This window comes from Acidovorax sp. SUPP3434 (assembly GCF_030159015.1).
Lineage (GTDB): Bacteria > Pseudomonadota > Gammaproteobacteria > Burkholderiales > Burkholderiaceae_C > Paracidovorax.
The window spans coordinates 230,427-251,468 of record NZ_BQXL01000002.1 but is presented as its reverse complement, the minus strand read 5'-3'; the positions used below and the strand labels follow the sequence as shown (position 1 = coordinate 251,468).

17 protein-coding genes and 1 riboswitch are annotated in these 21,042 nt (G+C 68.2%); of the genes, 9 read left to right on the top strand and 8 right to left on the bottom strand.

The features are described from left to right. Positions 1 to 47: 47 nt before the first annotated feature. The 3 genes from metF to ahcY form a co-directional block, all read right to left on the bottom strand. Entirely contained in the window at positions 48 to 890 is an 843-nt protein-coding gene (gene metF / locus AVKW3434_RS04990; RefSeq protein ID WP_272565118.1) for a methylenetetrahydrofolate reductase [NAD(P)H], read from the bottom strand. Further along, positions 887 to 1,888 (bottom strand): TlyA family RNA methyltransferase, encoded by a 1,002-nt coding sequence (locus tag AVKW3434_RS04985; RefSeq protein WP_284404971.1) that lies wholly within the window; start codon positions 1,886 to 1,888, stop codon positions 887 to 889. The genes metF and AVKW3434_RS04985 overlap by 4 nt, the downstream gene beginning before the upstream one ends. Positions 1,889 to 2,025: 137 nt before the next feature. Beyond that, a complete protein-coding gene (gene ahcY / locus AVKW3434_RS04980; RefSeq protein ID WP_284404970.1) occupies positions 2,026 to 3,456 on the bottom strand; it encodes an adenosylhomocysteinase in 1,431 nt (476 codons plus the stop codon). A gap of 68 nt (positions 3,457 to 3,524) precedes the next feature. Further along, positions 3,525 to 3,621, bottom strand: a riboswitch (S-adenosyl-L-homocysteine riboswitch). 151 nt (positions 3,622 to 3,772) lie between these two features. Here ahcY and AVKW3434_RS04975 point away from each other — a divergent pair. From AVKW3434_RS04975 to AVKW3434_RS04940, 8 genes are all read left to right on the top strand, one after another. Beyond that, positions 3,773 to 4,810, top strand: a complete 1,038-nt coding sequence (locus AVKW3434_RS04975; protein ID WP_284404969.1) for an acyltransferase family protein — start codon at positions 3,773 to 3,775, stop codon at positions 4,808 to 4,810. Between the two features lie 191 nt (positions 4,811 to 5,001). Continuing rightward, positions 5,002 to 6,630 carry a peptide chain release factor 3 gene (locus AVKW3434_RS04970; RefSeq protein WP_284404968.1) on the top strand — a complete coding sequence of 543 codons (1,629 nt, stop codon included), beginning with the start codon at positions 5,002 to 5,004 and terminating at the stop codon, positions 6,628 to 6,630. Positions 6,631 to 6,650: 20 nt separating this feature from the next. Beyond that, positions 6,651 to 8,093 (top strand): hypothetical protein, encoded by a 1,443-nt coding sequence (locus tag AVKW3434_RS04965; RefSeq protein ID WP_284404967.1) that lies wholly within the window; start codon positions 6,651 to 6,653, stop codon positions 8,091 to 8,093. A 21-nt stretch (positions 8,094 to 8,114) separates the two neighbouring features. Further along, a complete protein-coding gene (locus AVKW3434_RS04960) occupies positions 8,115 to 8,468 on the top strand; it encodes a DMT family transporter (RefSeq protein WP_272565124.1) in 354 nt (117 codons plus the stop codon). Positions 8,469 to 8,479: 11 nt separating this feature from the next. Continuing rightward, complete coding sequence (locus tag AVKW3434_RS04955) at positions 8,480 to 9,478, top strand: glycosyltransferase family 2 protein (RefSeq protein ID WP_284405196.1); 999 nt, start codon at positions 8,480 to 8,482, stop codon at positions 9,476 to 9,478. Then, positions 9,475 to 11,277 (top strand): hypothetical protein, encoded by a 1,803-nt coding sequence (locus AVKW3434_RS04950; protein ID WP_284404966.1) that lies wholly within the window; start codon positions 9,475 to 9,477, stop codon positions 11,275 to 11,277. Before AVKW3434_RS04955 ends, AVKW3434_RS04950 begins: the two co-directional genes overlap by 4 nt. A gap of 87 nt (positions 11,278 to 11,364) precedes the next feature. Further along, a complete protein-coding gene (locus AVKW3434_RS04945; RefSeq protein ID WP_284404965.1) occupies positions 11,365 to 13,209 on the top strand; it encodes a hypothetical protein in 1,845 nt (614 codons plus the stop codon). A gap of 81 nt (positions 13,210 to 13,290) precedes the next feature. Continuing rightward, positions 13,291 to 14,148, top strand: coding sequence for an HAD-IIB family hydrolase (locus AVKW3434_RS04940; RefSeq protein ID WP_284404964.1), 858 nt, complete (start codon positions 13,291 to 13,293; stop codon positions 14,146 to 14,148). Between the two features lie 79 nt (positions 14,149 to 14,227). Here the strand turns inward: AVKW3434_RS04940 and AVKW3434_RS04935 are convergent, their stop codons facing one another. Continuing rightward, positions 14,228 to 15,190: a tripartite tricarboxylate transporter substrate binding protein gene (locus AVKW3434_RS04935; RefSeq protein WP_284404963.1), complete on the bottom strand. Its 963-nt coding sequence runs from the start codon at positions 15,188 to 15,190 to the stop codon at positions 14,228 to 14,230. 305 nt (positions 15,191 to 15,495) lie between these two features. On the opposite strand from AVKW3434_RS04935, the gene AVKW3434_RS04930 reads away from it, so the two are divergent. Next, positions 15,496 to 17,991 (top strand): glucose/quinate/shikimate family membrane-bound PQQ-dependent dehydrogenase, encoded by a 2,496-nt coding sequence (locus AVKW3434_RS04930; RefSeq protein ID WP_284404962.1) that lies wholly within the window; start codon positions 15,496 to 15,498, stop codon positions 17,989 to 17,991. 61 nt (positions 17,992 to 18,052) lie between these two features. On the opposite strand, the gene AVKW3434_RS04925 is transcribed toward AVKW3434_RS04930, so the two are convergent. From AVKW3434_RS04925 to AVKW3434_RS04910, 4 genes are all read right to left on the bottom strand, one after another. Next, on the bottom strand, positions 18,053 to 18,460 hold the full coding sequence (locus AVKW3434_RS04925) for a hypothetical protein (protein ID WP_284405195.1): 408 nt from the start codon (positions 18,458 to 18,460) through the stop codon (positions 18,053 to 18,055). 294 nt (positions 18,461 to 18,754) lie between these two features. Continuing rightward, on the bottom strand, positions 18,755 to 19,492 hold the full coding sequence (locus tag AVKW3434_RS04920; RefSeq protein WP_092745297.1) for an amino acid ABC transporter ATP-binding protein: 738 nt from the start codon (positions 19,490 to 19,492) through the stop codon (positions 18,755 to 18,757). A 23-nt stretch (positions 19,493 to 19,515) separates the two neighbouring features. Then, positions 19,516 to 20,208 (bottom strand): amino acid ABC transporter permease, encoded by a 693-nt coding sequence (locus AVKW3434_RS04915; protein WP_272565133.1) that lies wholly within the window; start codon positions 20,206 to 20,208, stop codon positions 19,516 to 19,518. A gap of 1 nt (position 20,209) precedes the next feature. Beyond that, on the bottom strand, positions 20,210 to 20,941 hold the full coding sequence (locus tag AVKW3434_RS04910) for an amino acid ABC transporter permease (RefSeq protein WP_272565134.1): 732 nt from the start codon (positions 20,939 to 20,941) through the stop codon (positions 20,210 to 20,212). Between the last annotated feature and the right edge of the window lie 101 nt (positions 20,942 to 21,042).

Below are 21,042 nucleotides of genomic sequence, written 5' to 3'. Positions count from 1 at the left end.
GGGCACGAAAAACGAAGGGGCGATATTACCGGAGTGATCGCCGGCGTCTAGAGACCCAGCCGGCGGCAGATCTCCAGCGTGGTGGCGCTCTGGTTCATCGTGTAGAAGTGCAGGCCCGGCACGCCACGGTCGCGCAGTTGCTCGCACAAGCCGGTGACCACGTCCAGGCCGAAGGCCTTGATGCTGGCCGTGTCGTCGCCAAAACCCTGCAGCCGCATGCGGATCCACCGTGGGATTTCGGCGCCGCAGGCGTCGGAGAAACGCATGAGCTGCGTGGAGCCCAGGATGGGCATGATGCCCGGCACCACAGGCACATCCAGCCCCAGCCGCCGCGTGTCGTCCACGAAGCGGAAGTAGGCGTCGGCATTGAAGAAGTACTGCGTGATGGCCGAGTGCGCGCCGGCTCGCACCTTGAGCGCGAAGGCCTGCAGATCGGCTTCGGGCGAACGGGCCTGGGGGTGCACTTCCGGGTAGGCAGCCACTTCCACGTGGAAGTCGTCGCCCGTCTCCGCGCGGATGAAGGCCACCAGATCGCTGGCGTAGTGGAACTCGCCGCCCGCGCCGTAGCCACTCGGCAGGTCGCCTCGCAGGGCCACCAGGCGCTTCACGCCCATGGCCTTGAGCGTGGCCAGTTGGCTGCGCACCGTCTCGCGCGTGGCGCCGATGCACGAGAAGTGCGAGGCCGCGCTCACGCCCTCCGCCAGAATCTCGCGCACGGTGGTGAAGGTGCCCTCCTGCGTCGAGCCGCCCGCACCGTAGGTGACGGAACAGAACTCGGGCCGCCGGGCATACAGCGCCTGCCGCACGGCACGCAGCTTTTCGGCCCCTTCGGGCGTCTTGGGGGGGAAAAATTCGAAACTGACGGGTAAGGGTGGATTGGAGGCACTCATGCCGCCCTCCTTGCATGGACGAAGAATTCACGGTTGCCGTCGCCGCCATCGATGGAACTGTCCATCCAGGCGGTCACGGTCAGGCCCAGTTCCGCGCAGCAGTCGCGGATGCGCTGCTCGACCACGGCGTAGAGCGCCACATCGCGCACGATGCCGCCCTTGCCCACCTGGCCGGGCTGCAGTTCGAACTGCGGCTTGACCAGCATGAGCAGGTCGCCGCCGGCCTTGAGCAGCGGCGCCACCGCCGGCAGGATGAGCGTGAGCGAGATGAACGACACATCGCCCGTCACCAGGTCGAACACCGGGGTGATGTCCACCTGTTCCAGCCCCGCCCGGCGCCGGCGCACGGTGGGCAGGGCGCCCTCCGCGCGGGCCCGCGCCCGGGCCGACCGCTCGGCCTTGAAGGCTTCGACGTCGTGTTCCTTGGCGTCGTCGCTGTCGTCATATTCGTCGTCGATCAGGCCACCGTTGCGCATCCAGCTGTAGGGCGCTTCGGGCTGGGTCTCGTTGTCGTCGGCGTCTTGCTCGACCTGCTCGGACAGGGCGTCCTCGCAGGCGTCTTGCAGCGATGCGGCCGTCAGGGACCGGGCGTTGACGCCTTCCACGGCCACCACGCGCGGATCCTGGCGCAGGCGGTCGTGCAGTTGGCTGTGGCCCACGTCCACACCGATCACCTGGGCCGCGCCGCGCTGCAGCAGGCAGTCGGTGAAGCCCCCGGTACTCTGGCCCACGTCCAGGCAGCGCCAGCCCGCCACGTCCAGGCCCGCGGACACGAGCGCGCCTTCCAGCTTGAGGCCGCCGCGCGAGAGGTAGCGCGCCTCGGACTGGTCGAGCAGTTGCACTTCGGCGATGTCCGGAATCTCGTCACCGTTCTTGGCCACCTTGTGCCAGGGCAGGCTGGGTGCCAGCCGCCATTGCACGCCGGCCGCGATCAGGCGCTGCGCCTGCGACCGGGTCGCGGCGTGGCCCTTGTCCACCAGATACACGTCTGCGCGCATGCGCCCGTCCTTTTCAGAGTCAAAAAGGCCTCCAGCGCATATTCATCTAGCGCTAGAAGCTATTATTTTTATAGCAAGACAGGGCGAACCGGCCGGAGTCGCCGGCCGCCGCCCCGGGGCGGCGAAGCCCCGCCCGATCAGTAACGGTAGGTGTCGGGCTTGTAGGGGCCGCTCTTGCTCACGCCGATGTAGGCGGCCTGCGAGTCCGTCAGTTCGGTCAGCATGGCGCCGACCTTCTTCAGGTGCAGGCGCGCGACCTTCTCATCCAGCAGCTTGGGCAGCACGTAGACCTTGCCGGCCTCGTAGGCATCGGGCTTGGTGAAGAGCTCGATCTGCGCGATGGTCTGGTTGGCGAACGACGACGACATCACGAAGCTCGGGTGGCCCGTGCCGCAGCCCAGGTTCACCAGACGGCCCTTGGCCAGCAGGATGATCTTCTTGCCGTCCGGGAAGGTGATGTGGTCCACCTGGGGCTTGATCTCTTCCCATTCGTACTTCTCGATCGACGCGACGTCGATCTCGTTGTCGAAGTGGCCGATGTTGCAGACGATGGCCTGGTCCTTCATCTTCACCATGGTGTCGTGGGTGATGATGTCCTTGTTGCCGGTCGTCGTCACGAAGATGTCGGCCTTGTCGGCGGCGTAGTCCATCGTCACCACGCGGTAGCCTTCCATGGCGGCCTGCAGGGCGTTGATGGGGTCGATCTCGGTGACCCACACCTGGGCCGACAGCGCGCGCAGTGCCTGGGCGGAGCCCTTGCCCACGTCGCCGTAGCCGGCCACCACGGCGACCTTGCCGGCGATCATGACATCGGTGGCGCGCTTGATGCCGTCCACCAGCGATTCGCGGCAGCCGTACAGGTTGTCGAACTTGGACTTGGTGACCGAGTCGTTCACGTTGATCGCGCGGAACAGCAGCGTGCCTTTGGCGGACATCTCGTTCAGGCGGTGCACGCCGGTGGTGGTTTCTTCCGTCACGCCGATGATCTCGGCCGACTTGCGGGTGTACCAGGTCGCGTCTTCCGACAGTTTCTTGCGGATGGCGGCGAACAGGATGCGCTCTTCCTCGCTGGCACCGTTGCCGGCGACCAGGGAGGCATCCTTCTCGGCGCGCTGGCCCAGGTGCATCAGCAGCGTGGCATCGCCGCCATCGTCCAGGATCATGTTGGGGCCTTCGCCCGCACTGCCCTTAGGCGCAAAGTCGAAGATGCGGTGGGTGTAGTCCCAGTAGTCTTCCAGCGACTCGCCCTTGATGGCGAAGACCGGCGTGCCCGTGGCCGCGATGGCGGCAGCGGCATGGTCCTGCGTGGAGAAGATGTTGCACGACGCCCAGCGCACGTCGGCGCCCAGGGCCTTCAACGTTTCGATCAGCACGGCGGTCTGGATCGTCATGTGCAGCGAACCGGTGATGCGCGCGCCCCGGAGCGGCTGGCTGGCGGCGAACTCGTCGCGGATGGCCATCAGGCCGGGCATTTCCGTCTCGGCGATGCGGATTTCCTTGCGGCCCCAGGCGGCAAGGGAAAGGTCGGCGATGGCCTGGTCGGCCTGGGGCTTGAGAACTGCGCTCATGGTTTTCTCCGGTAAAGAAGGTAAAAACCACGCATCGGAGGGGAATGGCTCACTCACCGCACAAGAAGCGTGGGCGAGCGTCGTTGCAAAATGATGATCCGAGCCTCGCGTCCCTGCCACACACCGGGCACCGGGGGTAAAGACGCTGCAACGCTCCTCGGAAAGCGGCGATTATAAGGACATCGCGCTTCGCGCCATGCCAGCGCGCCGACCGTGGCACGCTGCAGAACCGAGACCGGCATGGATTCGAGGTGCCGCCCATGACAACAAGACAACCAGCGATACGCCCGCAAATGGCCAGAAGAACCCAGAGACAATGTCCACACAGCACCGGGGCAACCTGTTCGACCTGATGCGCATCTGCGCGGCGAGCGCGGTGATCTTCAGCCACCACTTCCACATCACGCACACCGCGTCGCCCACCTGGCTGCATTCCAACATGGTGGGTGGCGTGGCGGTGATGACGTTCTTCACGATCAGCGGCTACCTCGTCACCCTGAGCTGGCTGCGCCAACCCAAGGCGCTGGCGTTCCTGTCCAAGCGGTTCCTGCGCATCTGGCCCGGGGTGCTGTTCGCCGTGCTCACCAACGTCTTTCTGTTCGGGATCTTCTTCAACTCGATGCCGGCCGCGGACTTTCTGGCCCACCCCGATACGCTGGGTTACTTTCGCAACCTGCTGCTGATCAGGGACTACCCCTACCTGCCGGGCGTGTTCGAAAACAACCCCATCAAGCACCTGATGAACGGGCCCTTGTGGACCATCCCGATAGAAAGCCTGTGCTACCTGGTGCTGGCAGGTGCGGGGTTGCTGGGCGTGTTCCGGCACCGCTGGCTCGCCGGCCTCGCCGCTGTGGCCTACATCGCGTTCTTTCTCACCGCCCGCAATGCCGACCTGGGCGGCGAGATGCAGCACTGGTTCGAATACCCCGCCTATTTCACGTATGGCGCGCTCATCGCTGTCTTCCGCGATGCGTTCCATGCCCGCTCCGGCCGGATGCTGCTCATGCTGGCGCCGGTGGCCGCCGTGCTGTTCTTCGGATTCCAGATGGAGCACACCGCGGGCCTGCTCCTGCTGCCGCCGCTGCTGATCCACATCGGCTCGCTGAACGTGCCCGCGCTGGCCTTCCTGCAGCGCGGCGGGGACCCGTCGTACGGTATCTATCTGTACGGCTGTCCGGTGCAGCAGTCGGTGTATGCGCTCTGGCCCGACCTGGCGTTCATTCCGAGCCTGATGCTGTCGGTGGCACTGGCCGCCGTGGCGGGCTATGCCTCCTGGCACCTGGTGGAATCGCCGGCGCTGCGGTTCAAGCGGTGGTTCCAGCGGGCGCCCGTGGCGCCCCAAGCGGCCCCCTGACCCTTGCGAGTGGCCCGGGCTGCGGCCACGGGGCCGGGCCGGTGCGGTCCCACCGGGGTCCGGCATGGGGGCCGCCATTAGAATACGGCCACTTTTCCGCGGGCGCCCTCCGCGGCGGCACGCCAGCGCGCCGGCCCTGGCGCCCGTACTTCGGCCCACCCGCCTGCGCCGCGCCCTCACCAAAAAACACAGTGTCCTACGTCTCCGAAACACGGCGCCGCCGCACCTTCGCCATCATTTCCCACCCGGACGCGGGCAAGACCACGCTCACGGAAAAGCTGCTGCTGTTCTCGGGCGCCATCCAGATCGCCGGCGCCGTCAAGGGCCGCAAGGCCAGCCGCCACGCCACCAGCGACTGGATGGAGATCGAAAAGCAGCGCGGCATCTCGGTGGCCAGCTCGGTCATGCAGATGGCCTACCGCGAACACGTGGTGAACCTGCTGGACACGCCGGGCCACAAGGACTTCTCGGAAGACACCTACCGCGTGCTCACCGCCGTCGATTCGGCCCTGATGGTGATCGACGCGGCCAACGGCGTGGAGGCGCAGACGCGCCGCCTGATCGAGGTCTGCCGCCAGCGCGACACGCCCATCATCACCTTCGTGAACAAGATGGACCGCGAAGTGCGCGAGCCGCTGGACATCCTGGACGAGGTCGAACGCGAGCTGGGAATGCCCTGCGTGCCCATGACCTGGCCGGTGGGCCAGGGCAAGGGTTTCGGCGGCATCATCAACCTGCGCACGCAGGCCATGACGGTGTTCGAGTCGGGCAGCGAGCGCCGCCCGCAGGACTTCGAGACGATTCCCCTGTCGGACGCCGCCAACCTGCGTGCGCGCTTCGGCAGCGAATTCGACGCTGCCATCGAGAGCATGGAACTCGCCGTGGGCGCCTCGCCCACCTGGGACCACGAGGCCTTCCTCGCCGGCAAGCAGACGCCGGTGTTCTTCGGCTCCGGCGTGAACAACTTCGGGGTCATGGAAGTGCTGGATGCGCTGGTGGACCTGGCCCCCTCGCCGCGTCCCCGCCTGAGCAGCCTGCAGGTGAACAAGCAGCCGGTCGAGAAAACCGTGCAGCCCGAAGACCCGAATTTCTCGGGCGTGGTGTTCAAGGTGCAGGCCAACATGGACGCCAACCACCGCGACCGCATCGCCTTCGTGCGCGTGGCCTCGGGCCGGTACACGCCGGGCATGAAGCTCAAGGTGCAGCGCACCGCCAAGGAACTGCGCCCCACCAGCGTGGTGACCTTCATGTCGCAGCGCCGCGAGGCGGTGGAAGAGGCTTATGCGGGCGACATCATCGGCTTCACCACCCATGGCGGCGTGCAGTTGGGCGACACCATCACCGACGGCGCCAGCCTGCAGTTCACCGGCCTGCCGTTCTTCGCGCCCGAACTGTTCATGACGGTCATCCTGAAGAACCCCCTGCGCACCAAGCAGCTGCAGCAGGGCCTGGCCCAGCTCGGCGAAGAAGGCGCGATCCAGGTCTTCAAGCCCGACGCCGGCGGTGCCATGCTGCTCGGCGCGGTGGGGCAACTGCAGTTCGAAGTGGTGCAGCACCGGCTCAAGACCGAATACGACGCCGACGTGCGGCTGGAGGGCTGCCAGTACACCGGCGCCCGCTGGATCACCGCCGACAGCCCGGCCGACCTGCGTGCGTTCACCGACGCCTACCCGCTGCGGCTCGCGCACGACGCGGCGGACACGCTGGCCTACCTGTGCACCTCGCCCTACGACGTGCGCCTGGCCCAGGAGCGGTTCCCCAAGATCCATTTCCACCCGTTGCGCGAGCACGCCGGCCTGGCGCTGCAGGCCGCCGGTTGAGCGCAGACCATCGCCCGACCGTGGGAGCCACGCTGCCATCCCCTCTCCTGGCCCGCGCGGTCCGTGAACCGCGGGATGGCTGGCGGGCAGCCGCCCCCTTCGTGGTGATCTGGAGCGCCCTGGTGGCGCTGTACGGCACCTGGCTGCTGGCCTTCTGGCCTGGCATCCTGGGCGAAGACTCGGTCGCCATCCTGCTGGAGGTGGAGCGCGGAGGCGACTTCCGCTCCGGCAAGACCGTCTTCTGGTACTACTTCGTGCGCCTGTTCTACGAAGGCACGCGGCGGGTGGAGGTGCCCGTGGCGGTGCTGCTGTGCCTGTGCGCGCTGATCTTCGCCCGCGTGCTGTCGTGGTATTGGCGGCAGGGCCTGAGAAAGAGCTTCGCGGTGGTGCTGGTGCTGGTGTGCCTGGCGCCGCACATGGTCTACTTCATGGGCACGCTGTACCCGGACGGCATCTTCGCCGTGGCGTCCTGCGGCCTGCTGTTCGAGCTGTGGCTGGCGGCCCGCCAGCGCACCATGGGCGCGGCCTCGCTGGCCATGGTGGCCCTGGCGCTGCCCTTCGCGGCGTTCGCCCGGCCGAACGGCATCGTCTTTCTGCTGCCGGCCATTGCCGTGCTGCTGCTCCTCGATGGCCGCAGCCGCTGGAAGCTGGCCGCCCTCATCGGCGCCGTGTGCGCGGCGATGTTCGCGGGCCAACAGCTGCACCCCTCCAGAACGCAGGAAGCCGTCTACCCCATGGTGGTCTTCGAGACCGTGAACTTTCTCAGGCCACGGGCCATGAACCGCCTGTGGGACCAGTACCCCCACATGAACGACCCCTGGGTGCTGGACCGGCCCAAGGTGTCGCCCGCGACGACCGAACTGCTTGGCCGCTACCGCCCCCTGCCGCAACTGCAGGCCTATGCCGACCCGGCGTACTGGGACATGCTCGTCTTCCACCCCGAGGGCCCGCAGGTGCAAGGCCTGCCAAAGCCCGACCAGAAGGCCCTGGTGCGCGAATTCTTCACCTACAACCTCTGGCAGAACCTGCCCGACTTCATCGCCAGCCGGGTCAACGTCTTCCTGGCCGCCGCGCTCGCGCAGGGCGGCTTCCCCTCCGTGACCTACGCCACCTACGTGCTGCCCCGCACGCAGGCGGCGTCGGTCTTTCGACAGTTCGACCTGCGGGGCGTGGAGCGCCGCTTCATTGCCCTGCAACAGGCCAGCCATGCAGGGCGATGGCTGCTGTGGACTCCCTGGCTGGGCATGATTTTGCTGGCTTGGGCCCTGTGCCGCGGCATCGCCCGGCGCGACCTGCCCCTGCTGATCGTGGCGTTTCCCATGGCCGTGCAGCTGGCGGCCATCTTCCTGCTGTCCACCGCGGGGGAGTACCGCTATCTCCTGCCGTTCTTCACCCTGCCCCTGGCCCTGCTTCCCGCTTTCGCCTTGCGCCGCCCCACCCCGGCCCGCCCCGTGTCGGCATGACACGCCCCCTGCCTTCTCACCATGTCCCTTTTACTCACGTCCCTGACCCTGTTGTGCGTGCTCGGCATCTCGCTCGGGCAACTGCTGTTCAAGAAGGCGGCCATGATGCTGCCCGCCCAGCCGGTGCTGACCGACTGGATCTTCAATGGCTGGCTCATCGTGGCCCTGGCGCTCTACGGCGTGACCACGCTGCTGTGGATCTGGGTGCTGCGCAGCGCGCCGCTGCACCTGGCCTATCCGTTCATGGGCCTGGCCTTCCTGATCGTGCCGGCGCTGGGGTGGCTGTTCCTTGATGAGCCGCTGCATCTGCAGACCTTCATCGGGGGCGCTCTGATCCTGGCGGGCATCGCCGTGGCGGGGAGGGCTTCGGCATGACGGCGCACCCCATGCGCGTCGCCGTCGCCATCCCCTGCTACAAGGTCACCCAGCACGTGCTGGAGGTGATCCGCACCATTCCGGCCAGCGTGTCCCGCATCTACGCGGTGGACGATGCCTGCCCCGACGGCAGCGGCGCCTTCGTCCAGCAGCACTGCACCGACCCGCGCGTGCAGGTGCTGTTCAACCCCGAGAACCAGGGCGTGGGCGGGGCCGTGGTCACGGCCTACCGCCAGGCCGTCGCGGACGGCATCGACATCGTGGTCAAGATCGACGGCGACGGCCAGATGAACCCCCGCCTGCTGCCGCTGTTCGTGCGCCCCATCCAGGACGGCCGGGCCGACTACACCAAGGGCAACCGCTTCTTTCGGCCCGAATCGGTGCGCGGCATGCCCGGGATGCGGCTGTTCGGCAACGCCGTGCTGTCGTTCATGACCAAGCTCAGCTGCGGCTACTGGTCCATCATGGACCCCACGAACGGCTACACCGCCATCCACACCAGCGTGCTGCGCGAGCTGCCGCTGGACAAGCTGGAGCGCCGCTATTTCTTCGAGACCGACATGCTGTTCCGCCTGAACACGCTGCGGGCGGTGGTGCGCGACGTGCCCATGGACGCCGTGTACGCGGACGAGGAATCGAACCTCAAGATCGGCAAGGTCCTGCCCGAATTCCTGAAAAAGCACGCCTCGCGCCTGGCCCGGCGCTACGTGTACAGCTACCTGGTGCGCGACTTCAACGTGGGCTCCATCTACAGCCTCTTCGGCATGTTCCTGCTGCTGGCGGGGGGCCTTTTCGGGGCGCTGCACTGGATCAACAGCGCCTACGGCACCCACCCGGCCACGAGCGGCACCGTGATGCTGGCGGCGCTGCCGGTGCTGATCGGCATCCAGTTCCTGGTGGCGTTCCTGCACTACGACGTGGGCAGCGTGCCCACCGAGCCGCTGAGCACCTACCTGCATCCGGATGACCTCGATGCCGCCGCCGATCCGGCCGGGGAGGCCGCTCCATGACCGCCCGCCAGGGCCACGCCGCTCCCCACGCCAGCCACTCTCTCGCACCTTCCGAACGCGCCACCCTGCACTGGATGCTGTGGGGGCTGGTGGTGCCCCTCATCTTCTACGCGGCGCGCACGGTGGAAGTGCTCACGCGGGTGGAAATCCCGTTCGACTCGCTGCACACCTACCTGCCGCTGGCGCGCCAGTTGCTGGAGGATGCGGCGCAGCTGTTCAGCGACCCGCAGATGCTCAAGGTGGCGCCCGGCGCGGTCGTCTACATGGCGCTTTCGGGGGCGGACCCGGTGACCGTCAAGGCCGCGAATCTCACGATCTCCCTCGTGGCGCTGGTGCTCACGTTCGATGCCGCACGCAGGATCGGCGGCCGCGTGGCCGCCGCCGCGGCGGCCTGGCTGTTCGTGCTGCCCCACATGCTGGTGGAGGCCGGGGCGGTCCTCATGGGCGAAGCGCCCTTCGTGTTCCTGGTTGCCGTGTGGCTCTGGGCCACGACCTGTGCGGTGGACACCGCGGCCGGTCCGCGCGCCGCGCGCTGGCGGATCGGCGCCATGGTCCTGGCGGGCCTGGCCCTCGCCGCGGCCACCCTGACCCGCGGAACCTACATGTACTGGCTGCCGTTCGCCGGGGTGGCGTTCTTCGCCGCATCGCGCAAGCTGCAGGGCGCGCAGCGCGGGGCGGCCGCGCGCATCGCGGCGGTGCACCTGATCGCCCTGGTGCTGGTGGGCGCGTACATGGCGCGGCAGAACGAGGAATTCGGCCGGCCCATTGTCGCCACGGGCACGGGCGCGGCGTTGTACTTCGGCAGCAACCCCGTGCTGTCCGGTTACGAGCCGCCGTACTTCGGCCTGGTCCACGACGAGGGGAAGGTGACGGATGGCCTGGGGCACCTGTCGATCGAGGGCGACCGCCGCCTGATGGCCGTGGCCAAGACCATGCTGCGCGAAACGCCCTTCCCGGTGCTGGCGCAGATGTACGTGCAAAAGCTCGGTGCCGTGCTGTTCTTCAGCCGCGCGCACCTGGAGCGCTACGTCATGAACGACCGCTCCTGGCGCGTGGTGCTGGTGATCCTGGCGTGCCTGGGCGCATGGGGCGGTCGCCGGCACCTGATGGTGTGGATGGTCACCGGCGCCGCCGCCTACCAGTGCGCGGTGCACGTGCCGGTGCTGTACAACCCGCGCTACAGCATCAGTGCGCTGGACATCCTGTTCGTGCTGCTGGCCGCACAGGGCATGGCGTTCCTCTGGCGCCAGCCACGCCGGGTCGCCGCGATGGGCGCCGCCCTGTCCACCATCGTGGCAGGCATCGGGCTGGGCTACTACCACCTGCGCGCCAGCGCGCCGCTCATGCCCGACCTGGGCCTCGGGCACCCCGTGCTGCTGCAGATGGCCGACCCCGCCACGGTCCAGACCCAGGGATGGGAGGGCGACCCGTTCGCGGCCGAGGTGCCCATGGCGTCCGGGAAAGCCCTGGTCGAGTGGCGCGCGAAGGCCTTCAAGATGGATGGCATCTCGATCCTGCGGCTGCCGCTGGAGCGCCTGGAAGGCCAGTGCCAGCGCCTGTGGGTGGGCTACACCCGGCCCGATGGTGCCGCGCGCGCCAGCCTCGTGCGACTGGACGGCCTGAAGGCCGGGCAGGACATCACCTGGGGCACGATGCCGCTGGTGATGCCCGGCCCGCCGGGGCGCCTGACGATGGAGTTCCACTGCAAGCCGGGCACGCGCATGCAGTTCGGCGAGCTGGGCCTGTACGAGGCCAGCGAGGGACGTTTCTACCGGGAAAAGGCGCTCAGCCCGCCCTGAGGCGCCGCTTTTTCCCAGCCCCCACCGGGGCCCTTCTGCACGGCCGGACATGGCCTTGCAGTTCTTTTCCTTGACGGACACTCTGCCATGCGCTTTTTCAACGCTCACCGGATTCTGGCGGCGGCACTGTCCCTGCTGGGAGCCGCTGCGCACGCGGACACGGCCCCCCGCCCGGCGCGCGCGCCGTTCATCGTCGCACCGACCATCGTCGGCACGATGGTGTGCGACGAGGCCGCCAACGACCCGCGGGTCAAGACCTACGAAGCCGCCATCGATCTGTGCCGCGCGCGCAAGCGCACGGGTGCGGCGGCGATCAACCGCCTGCTCGACACGCTGGAGCCCGGCGGCCCACGGGGGCAGGTGCAGATCGGCTTCACGTCCACGCTCCAGCTGCTGGCGCTGTACCGCAGGACCGCCACGGGCTGGGAGATCGACACGGCGCGGGTCGATGAATTCCTGCAGCTCGTGGCCGATGTGAAGCGCCCCGTCGTGCTCTACCTGGCCGGGGACCACTTCGACTCCGCCGGCCCCCTGACCGACGCGCTGGAGAAAGACCCGCGCAACCTCATGCAACTGCCCGGAGGCAAGCCGCTGGAGCTGGGCTACTTCGGCTACCGCATCGCGCCCTACACGCTGGAGACGGACGCCAGCATTCCGGTCAACCGCTACCGCTACGAGGCCCTGCGCTACGTGGCCCGGCGCATCAAGGCGCTGCCTGCGGACCAGCAGCAGCGCATCGTCGCCATCACGCTCGCGGGCGAACTGCACCACCTGTTCCCCGATTTCGAACACGGCATGGGCGAATACCAGAACATCCGCACCACCGACTACAGCCCGGCCTCGGTGGCGGGCTTCCAGGCCTACCTGGCCAGGCAGTACGGCAGCATCGCGGCGCTCAACCGGCAGGCCGGGACGGCCTACGCCGCGTTCAACACCGTTCCCGCCCCGTCGCACGACGTGAGCCGCGAGCCGGCCAGCAGCCTGGGCGAGCACTACGACGCCTTCGCCGACGGCACCCTGCCGCTCTCCGGCTGGCTGTGGGACCCCGCAGGCCGCGTGACCGGCCTCGACCTGTACCTGGATGCGCGCTACATCGGCCCGGTGGGCCGCGGCTACAACCGGCTGGACGTGTACCGCGCGCTGGACGAGGTCACCACGCCGAACGTGGGCTTTCGCACCGACGTGGACTTCAGCGCCCTGCGCCCCGGCAAGCACATGGCGCAGATCGTGGCGCGCGTGGGCGGGGCGCGCTTCGAGGTGGCGCAGACCGAATTCACGGTGATGCCGCGCGACCGCCGCGTGGCGCCGCCCACCCGCCGCCCGCCGGAGGTCTTCGGCATGAAGGCGGCGAGCGAGTTGCCCGGCGTGCGCTCGTGGCTCGACCTGCCCAAGCCGCAGCAGGGCGTGCTGTTCAATCCGCTGGCACGGGACTGGAACCGTTACCGCGAGCAGCAGGTGGCGCGGCTGCTGGGCGAATTCCACCGCATCGCCTCGAGCGAGGGGTTGCCGGCGGACAAGCTGTACTCCCACCAGATCGTGCCTACCGTGAACTCCTCCTGGAACCCGCAGCTCTTCGCGGCGGACCAGACCCTGCACGGCTCGCTACCCTGGAAACACGGCATCAACCTGTATGGCGGCGCCACCGACAGCGACTGGGTGCGGGGCTTCCTGGCCGAACGCAAGATCGCCGACTACGGCGTGCCGGAATTCAATCCGCAGCAGTGGAAGCGCGACGGTGCCCACGTGGCGGCCATGCAGTCGCACTACACCGGCGGCGCGCGCTTCATCAGCCCGTACTACTTTTCCGTGATTCCGAACCGGTTCAAGGGCAGCGCAGAAAACGGCGTGAACCGCATGGAGCTGGGACCGGACAATCCCAAGGACGGCTCCGACCGCTTCTACCGGGCCATCATCGAGTTCGCCAAGCGCTGAGGGCTGGGACGCCCCCCCCGCGCGGCCCAGGCCCCGATCACGCCATCCCACTTTCCGGCCCCGCCTTCCCCTGCCACCGCCATGCCTTCGCCCTCCCCCCTCCGCGCCACCTTGCAGCCCCTGGCCGCGTGGCAGCCGCCGGCCACGCTCGCCGGGGTGTTCACCGACATCGACGACACCCTCACCACCGACGGTGCCATCACCGCCGATGCGCTGGCCGCCATCGCGGACCTGAAAGCGGCGGGCCTGCACGTGATCCCGATCACCGGCCGCCCCGTGGGCTGGAGCGAGCCCTTCGCGGCCGCGTGGCCGGTGGACGCCATCGTGGCGGAGAACGGCGCGGTGGCGCTGGTGGCGGACCGGAGCCAGAACGCGCTTGGGCGCAATGAAGACGCCGGCATCGTGCTATCGAAATGGTATCAACAGGATGCACCGACGCGGGCGGCCAACCATGCGCGGATGCAGGCCGTGCTGGCGCAGATCGAGCGCGAGGTGCCGGGTGCGCGCCGCGCCACCGATTCCGCCGGGCGCGAGTGCGACATCGCCATCGACCACAGCGAGTTCGTGCACCTGCCGCAGGCCGCCATCGACCAGGTGGTGGATCGCCTGCACGCGGCGGGCATGCATGCCACGGTGAGCAGCATCCACATCAACGGCTGGTTCGGCGCGCACAACAAGCTGGAGGGGGCCCGCTGGATCGTGCGCGAGCGCCTGGGCCGCGACCTGGACGCCGAGATCGACCGCTGGGTGTACGTGGGCGACTCCACCAACGACCAGCTGATGTTCGAGCGCTTCGCCCACAGCGTGGGCGTGGCGAACGTGGCGCGCTTCGTGCCGCAGCTGCGCCACCGGCCGCGCTATGTCACCCGGGGCGAGCGCGGGGCGGGCTTCGCCGAGGTCGCGCAGGCCATTTTGGGTGAAATGGGCCGCATGCCTTAGAAAATATTGCCTTCGTAGCTATTATTTTCATAGCAAATCGACCCATCGCAAGCGGTGCCCTGCCCCGGTGTGCGGGGGATTACAGCGGCTTGCCCAGGCCCAGCTTTTCCACCAGCGCCTTCTCGCGCGTGAAGGTGTCCTGCGCGAACTGGCGGTAGCGCGCGCTGTCCATGTAGATCGGCACCATGTCGTAGCGCGCCAGCGCGGTGCGGTAGGACTCCTGGTCCATCGCCTGCTTGAACGCATCGTGCAGGCGCTTGACCACGTCCGGCGGCGTGCCCTTGGGTGCGCCGATGCCGAAGGGCGAGTTCTGCACCACGTCGATGCCCAGCTCCTTGAGCGTGGGCGCATCGGGGAATTTCGCCAGGCGCTCGGCGCCCCAGGTGTTCAGCACGCGCAGCTTGCCCGCCTCGACCTGCGGTGCGAAGCCGGTGGAGTCGGCCGCGGCCATGATCTGCCCACCCAGGATGGACTGCATCAGGTCGGCGCTGCCCTTGTACGGCACGTGCAGCAGTTGCAGGCCCAGCTGCTGCGCCGCCAGCTCCATGGTGAGGTGCGGGCTGGTCAGCGTGCCGGTGGAGCCGTAGCTGAGCTTGCCGGGGTTGGCCTTGGCATAGGCCACGAAGTCCGCCCAGGTCTTGAACGGCGAATCGGCCGGCACCACCACGCCGAAGGCGTAGCCCGTGACGTTCAGCACATAGGTGATGTCCTTGACCGGGTCCCAGTTGATCTTGGTGGTGTAGGGCATGCGGAACACGCCCAGCGGGATCTGCGCCACGGTGTAGCCGTCGGCCGCCGAGGACTGAAGCAGCTGCGCGGGCAGCGTGCCGCCGGCGCCGGGCTTGTTGTCCACGATGACCGGCTGGCCCAGCGCCTTGCCGGCGCTGTCGGCCAGCACGCGCATGGTGATGTCGGTGGGCCCGCCGGCTGGGAAGGCGATCACCAGCTTGATGGGCCGGGCAGGAAAGGATTGGGCCCGGGCGGTGAGGGCGGGGGCGGCCAGGGCCGCGGCCCCGAGCTGCATGAGATGGCGGCGCTGCATGGTCGGTCGGTTCTCGCAAGGTAAGCAACCCCCATTGCAGCGCAGGGCAGCCCCGTCCCTGCAGGCCGGAAACCCTGAGGCCCTGTCGCCCACGCGTCATGCACGGACCGCAGAGCCACGGTGTCGAAAGGACCGGTGCGTTCGTCCTACAGGGGCCGACGGGCGGAACCGACACGGCGGCGCGGAGTGCCCGCTTAACGTCACCCCCGGCGCACGCGACTTCCAGCGTGCCGCTTTCCAGCCCCCCCCCCGCACATCCGGCCCGCAGGCCATGCCCGGGAACTGCCTATTCAAGAGGAATGGTCATGCCCAACCAACGCCACGCGCCTGTTTTCCTGGGGGTGCTTCTCGTCGTGATCGGCCTGGCCGTCGGCATCGGGGGGGTCTGGCTCATCGCCCTCGGCGGCTCGTGGTATTACCTGCCCGCGGGCCTGGCCACCCTGCTCGCCGGCTGGATGCTGGCCCAGCGCAACCCCGCCGCCCTGTGGGTCTATGCCGGGCTGGTGCTGGTGACGCTGCTGTGGTCGCTGTGGGAGGCCGGGCTGGACTGGTGGCCGCTTGCTGCACGGGGCGACGTGTTCTTCGTGCTGGGGGTGCTGCTGCTCACGCCCTGGGTGTCCCGCGGCCTGGTCTCGCCGTCGCAGCGCGGCCCGCGCCGCGCGCTGGGCGTGACGCTGGCGGCCTTTCTGGCCGTGGCCGTGGCCTCGTGGTTCCATGACGGGCACGACGTGCCCGGCGCCTTCGCCGCGCATGCCGCCCCCACCCCCACCACGGCGGTGCCCGCCGCGGCTGGCAGCCCTGGTGACAACGGCGCCATCCCGCCCGGCGAATGGCATGCCTACGGCCGTACCGGCGAGGGCCAGCGCTACTCCCCGCTGGGCCAGATCACCCCCGACAACGTGCGCGGCCTGGAGGTCGCCTGGCAGTACCGCACCGGCGACGTGCGCGGCGAGCCCGGCGATCCGCAGGAGACGACCTTCGAGGTCACGCCGCTGAAGGTCGGCAACCGCCTGTACCTGTGCACCCCGCACCAGTCGGTCATCGCGCTCGACGCGACCACCGGCGCGCAGGTCTGGCGCTACGACACCCAGGTGCAGGGCAAAGGCGAACTGGCATTGCAGCACCTGACCTGCCGCGGCCTGTCGTACCAGCCGCCCGAGCCGGCCACCGCTGGCGCCGCGGCCGTTCCGACGGCCGCGCCAGCGCCCTCCTCCCCACCCGCAGCCAAGCCGGCCACACCCGTGCCGGCCTCGGCGCCCGCCCTGCCCACGGCGTCGTGCGAAGGGCGTTTGTTCATGCCCACGGCCGATGGCCGGCTGCTCGCGCTGGACCCGCGCACCGGCGGCCTGTGCACCGACTTCGGCAACGGCACCGGGCAGATCGACCTGTGGACCGGCATGCCCAACCGCCGCCCCGGCGCCTACTACTCCACCTCGCCCGCCGTGGTCACGCGCGATCTCGTCATCATTGGCGGCACCGTGCTGGACAACGCCTCCACCAAGGAGCAGTCCGGCGTGATCCGCGCGTACGACGTGCACACCGGCGCGCTGGTGTGGAACTGGGATTCGGCCAAGCCCGAGGCCACCGCGCCCATCGGCCCCGGCGAGACCTACACCGCCAATTCGCCCAACAGCTGGTCGATCTCCAGCGTGGATGAAACCCTGGGCCTGGTCTATGTGCCCATGGGCAACCAGCCGCCCGACCAGTGGGGCGGCCGCCGCAGCCCCGAGGTGGAGCGCTATTCGTCCTCCGTCGTGGCGCTCGAACTGGCCACCGGCCGCGTGCGCTGGCACTTCCAGACCGTGCACCACGACCTGTGGGACTACGACGTGCCCGCGCAGCCCAGCCTGGTGGACCTGACCGTCAAGGGCGAGCGCGTGCCCGCGCTGGTGCAGCCCACCAAGCAGGGCGAGGTCTTCGTGCTCGACCGTCGCACCGGCACCCCCATCCTGCCGGTGACCGAGGTGCCCGCCCCCCAGGGCGCCGCCGAGGGCGACCGCACCGCGCCCACGCAGCCCAAATCGGCCCTGTCGTTCGACCCCGCACCGCTCACCGGCGCGGACATGTGGGGCGTGACCCTCTTCGACCAGCTCATGTGCCGCATCGCGTTCGAGAAGCTGCGCTTCGAAGGCCGCTTCACCCCGCCCTCCACCCGCGGCACCCTGGTCTATCCCGGCAACTTCGGCGTGTTCAACTGGGGCGGCGTGGCCGTGGACCCGCAGCGCGAGATGGCCTTCACCACGCCCACCTACCTGGCCTTCACCTCGCAGCTGATCCCGCGCACCGACGACACCACCTTGCTGGTCCAGCCCGGCGGCGCGCCACCGCACGGCATGCTGCCCGCGCTGAACGAGAACGTGGGCGCGCCGTTCGCCGTGCGCCTGAAGCCCTTCGTCTCGGTGCTGGGCATTCCCTGCCAAGCGCCGCCCTGGGGCTACGTGGCCGGTGCGGACCTGACCACCGGCAAGATCATCTGGAAGCACAAGAACGGCACCGTGCGCGACCTGGCCCCCGTGCCCGTGCCGTTCAAGATGGGCGTGCCCAACCTGGGCGGCCCGGTGACCACGGCCGGCGGCGTGGCCTTCCTGTCCGGTACGCTCGACTACTACGTGCGGGCCTACGACGTCTCCAACGGCAACGAGCTGTGGAAGAGCCGCCTGCCCGCAGGCGGCCAGGCCACCCCGATGACCTATACCGGGGCCGATGGCCGGCAGTACATCGTGGTGGCGGCGGGTGGGCACGGCTCGCTCGGCACGCGCACGGGGGACTGGCTGATCGCCTACGCCCTGCCGCGCACCTGACGAGGCTTTGAGACAAAAAGGCCTCCAGCACAATCGATACTAGGGCATATCGCTATTATTTTTATAGCAAACTGCCCGGATCATTTTGGGGATGGACCGCCCCCTCAGGCACCCTCAGCGGCGGCGCATCGCAGCCGATGCCGGCCGCGATCCAGCGCCTGGCCAGCGCGCGCATCAGCCGCACGGCCCAGGCACTGCGCCAGCCCATGACCTCGCCGGGGTCCGCGACCATGCCGCAGACATAGCGGCCCGGTGCGGCATCGCCCCCAGCACCTTCTTCGCGCCAGCGCAGCGCCGCGCACGGGCCATGCCGGCGGCGCGACACCAGCATGCCCAGCGGGCAGGGCTCGGCCAGGCAACACAGGCCGCAGCCGTTGCACGGCGCGCCTTGCGCCGGCTGCGGCGGGGCCGAGGGATGCAGGTGCACGACCTGCCAATCCGGGCCATGCGCTCCCGCACCGGCATCCAACCCCCGACCCGCACCAGCGCCTGCACGCGCGCCGCCAGCGGCTGCATCGTCGGACTGAACGTCATCGGGCAGTGGCATGGGCCGTGGGAATCCAGGAAAGGCGGGCAACGGGCACGCCGGGGAAAAGGGAAGCGGACGGTCGCGAACCACGCCCCATCCGCCAGGGCGCCCCATTGTTGCGCCGCCCCGCCGTCCCTGCCTGGATGCCCATGAAAAAAGCGCCCCGGGGGGCGCTTCTCGTTGGTGCCCTGCTGCTGCCGACAGGGGCGCAGGGGCTCGGGGGCTCGCAGCGGATCAGTGCTGCAGGATCTTGTTGAGGAAGTCCTTGGTGCGCGGCTGGCGGGCATCCGGGTTGTTGAAGAAATCGTCCTTGGAGCAGTCCTCCAGGATCTTTCCGCCCACGTCCATGAAGATCACGCGGTTGCTGACCTTGCGCGCGAAGCCCATTTCGTGGGTCACGCACATCATGGTCATGCCTTCATTGGCCAGGCCCACCATCACATCCAGCACTTCGCCCACCATTTCGGGGTCGAGGGCGGACGTGGGTTCGTCGAACAGCATCACGATGGGGTCCATGGACAGCGCACGGGCGATCGCCACGCGCTGCTGCTGGCCGCCCGACAGCTGGCCCGGGAACTTGTCCTTGTGCGCCGACAGGCCCACCCGGTCCAGCATCTTGAGGCCACGCTTCTTGGCCTCGTCCGCGCCGCGGCCCAGCACCTTGACCTGCGCGATCGTCAGGTTCTCGGTCACCGACAGGTGGGGGAACAGTTCGAAGTGCTGGAACACCATGCCCACGCGGCTGCGCAGCTTGGGCAGGTTGGTCTTGGGGTCGTGCACGGCGATGCCGTCCACGAAGATCTCGCCCTTCTGGAAGGGCTCCAGCGCGTTGATGGTCTTGATCAGCGTGGACTTGCCGGAGCCCGAAGGGCCGCACACCACCACGACTTCGCCCTTCTGGATGGAAGTGGAGCAGTCGGTCAGCACCTGGAAGCTGCCGTACCACTTCGAGACATTCTTCATTTCAATCATTGCTATTTCCTCACTCTTTCCGCTCAGCGGATGATGGCGATTTTCCGGTGCAGGCGCTTGACGACCCAGGACAGTGCGAAGCACATCGCGAAGTACACGACGGCTGCCAGCAGGTAGGCCTCGATTGGCCGCCCATAGTTCTTGCCCGCCGTCTCGAAGCCCTTGAGCATGTCGTAGGCGCCGATGGCGTAGACCAGCGAAGTGTCCTGGAACAGGATGATGGTCTGCGTGAGCAGCACGGGCAGCATGTTGCGGAACGCCTGCGGCAGGATCACGAGCTTCATGTTCTGGCCGTAGGTCATCCCGAGCGCCTGGCCCGCGAACACCTGTCCGCGGGAGATCGACTGGATGCCGGCCCGCATGATCTCGCTGAAGTACGCGGCCTCGAAGGCGATGAAGGTGATGATGGCCGACAGCTCCGAGCGGTAGCTCGTGCCGATTCCGCCGGGCAGGGCCGCGTAGAACGAGGCCGGCACCAGCAGGAAGAACCACAGGATCACCATCACCAGCGGGATGCTGCGCATGCCGTTGACGTAGAACGTGGCCGGCGCGTCCAGCCATTTCTTGCCCGACAGGCGCATCAGCGCCAGCACGGTGCCCAGCAGAATGCCGCCGACTGTGGCGATCAGCGTCAGCATGATGCTGAAGTAAAAGCCCTTGACGACGAACTTGCTGATGATGTCCCAGCTGTAGAAGGAAAGGTCGAGATTCATCATGTCAGTGGCCTCCCCCCGTGCCGCCGGACACGATCAGGCCGGGAACGCGCGTGCGCTTTTCGATGAAGGCCATGATGCGGTTGATGGCGAAGGCCGAGATCACGTACAGGCCCGTCACGGCCAGGTAGATTTCGATGCCGCGCGAGGTCTCTTCCTGCGCCTGCATCGCGAACATCGTCAGTTCGGCCACCGACACGGCGAAGGCCACGGACGAGTTCTTGAAGATGTTCATCGTCTCGCTCGTGAGCGGCGGAATGATGATGCGAAACGCCATCGGCAGCAGCACGTAGCGGTAGTACTGCACGGTGGTGAAGCCCATGGCCATGCCCGCGTAGCGCTGGCCGCGCGGCAGGGCCTGGATGCCCGCCCTCACCTGCTCGGCGATCCGCGCCGAGGTGAAGAAGCCCAGCGCCAGCACCACGAGGATGAAGCCCGAGACGCCCTTGAGCACCGGGAAGATCGCCGGCAGCACGTGGTACCACAGAAAAATCTGCACCAGCAGCGGAATGTTGCGGAACAGCTCGACCCAGGCATTGCCGAAGCCGACCAGCACCTTGTTGTCGGGCAGCGTGCGCAGTGTCCCGACGATCGATCCCATCACCAGCGCGATGACCAGGGCCAGCAGGGCCACCGACACCGTCCAGCCCCAGGCAGAGAGCATCCACTGGAGGTAGGTCGGGTATTCACCCCCTGGGTCCTGCAGGAAGACTTGCCAATCCCAATTTGATCCCATGGGAAATCCTTCTCAAATCTCGTTGTCTTCAAACTTGGCGCCCCATCCCGGGCATCCCTGCCGGGGAAACAAACAAACGCCCACCGTCAGGTGGGCGTTTG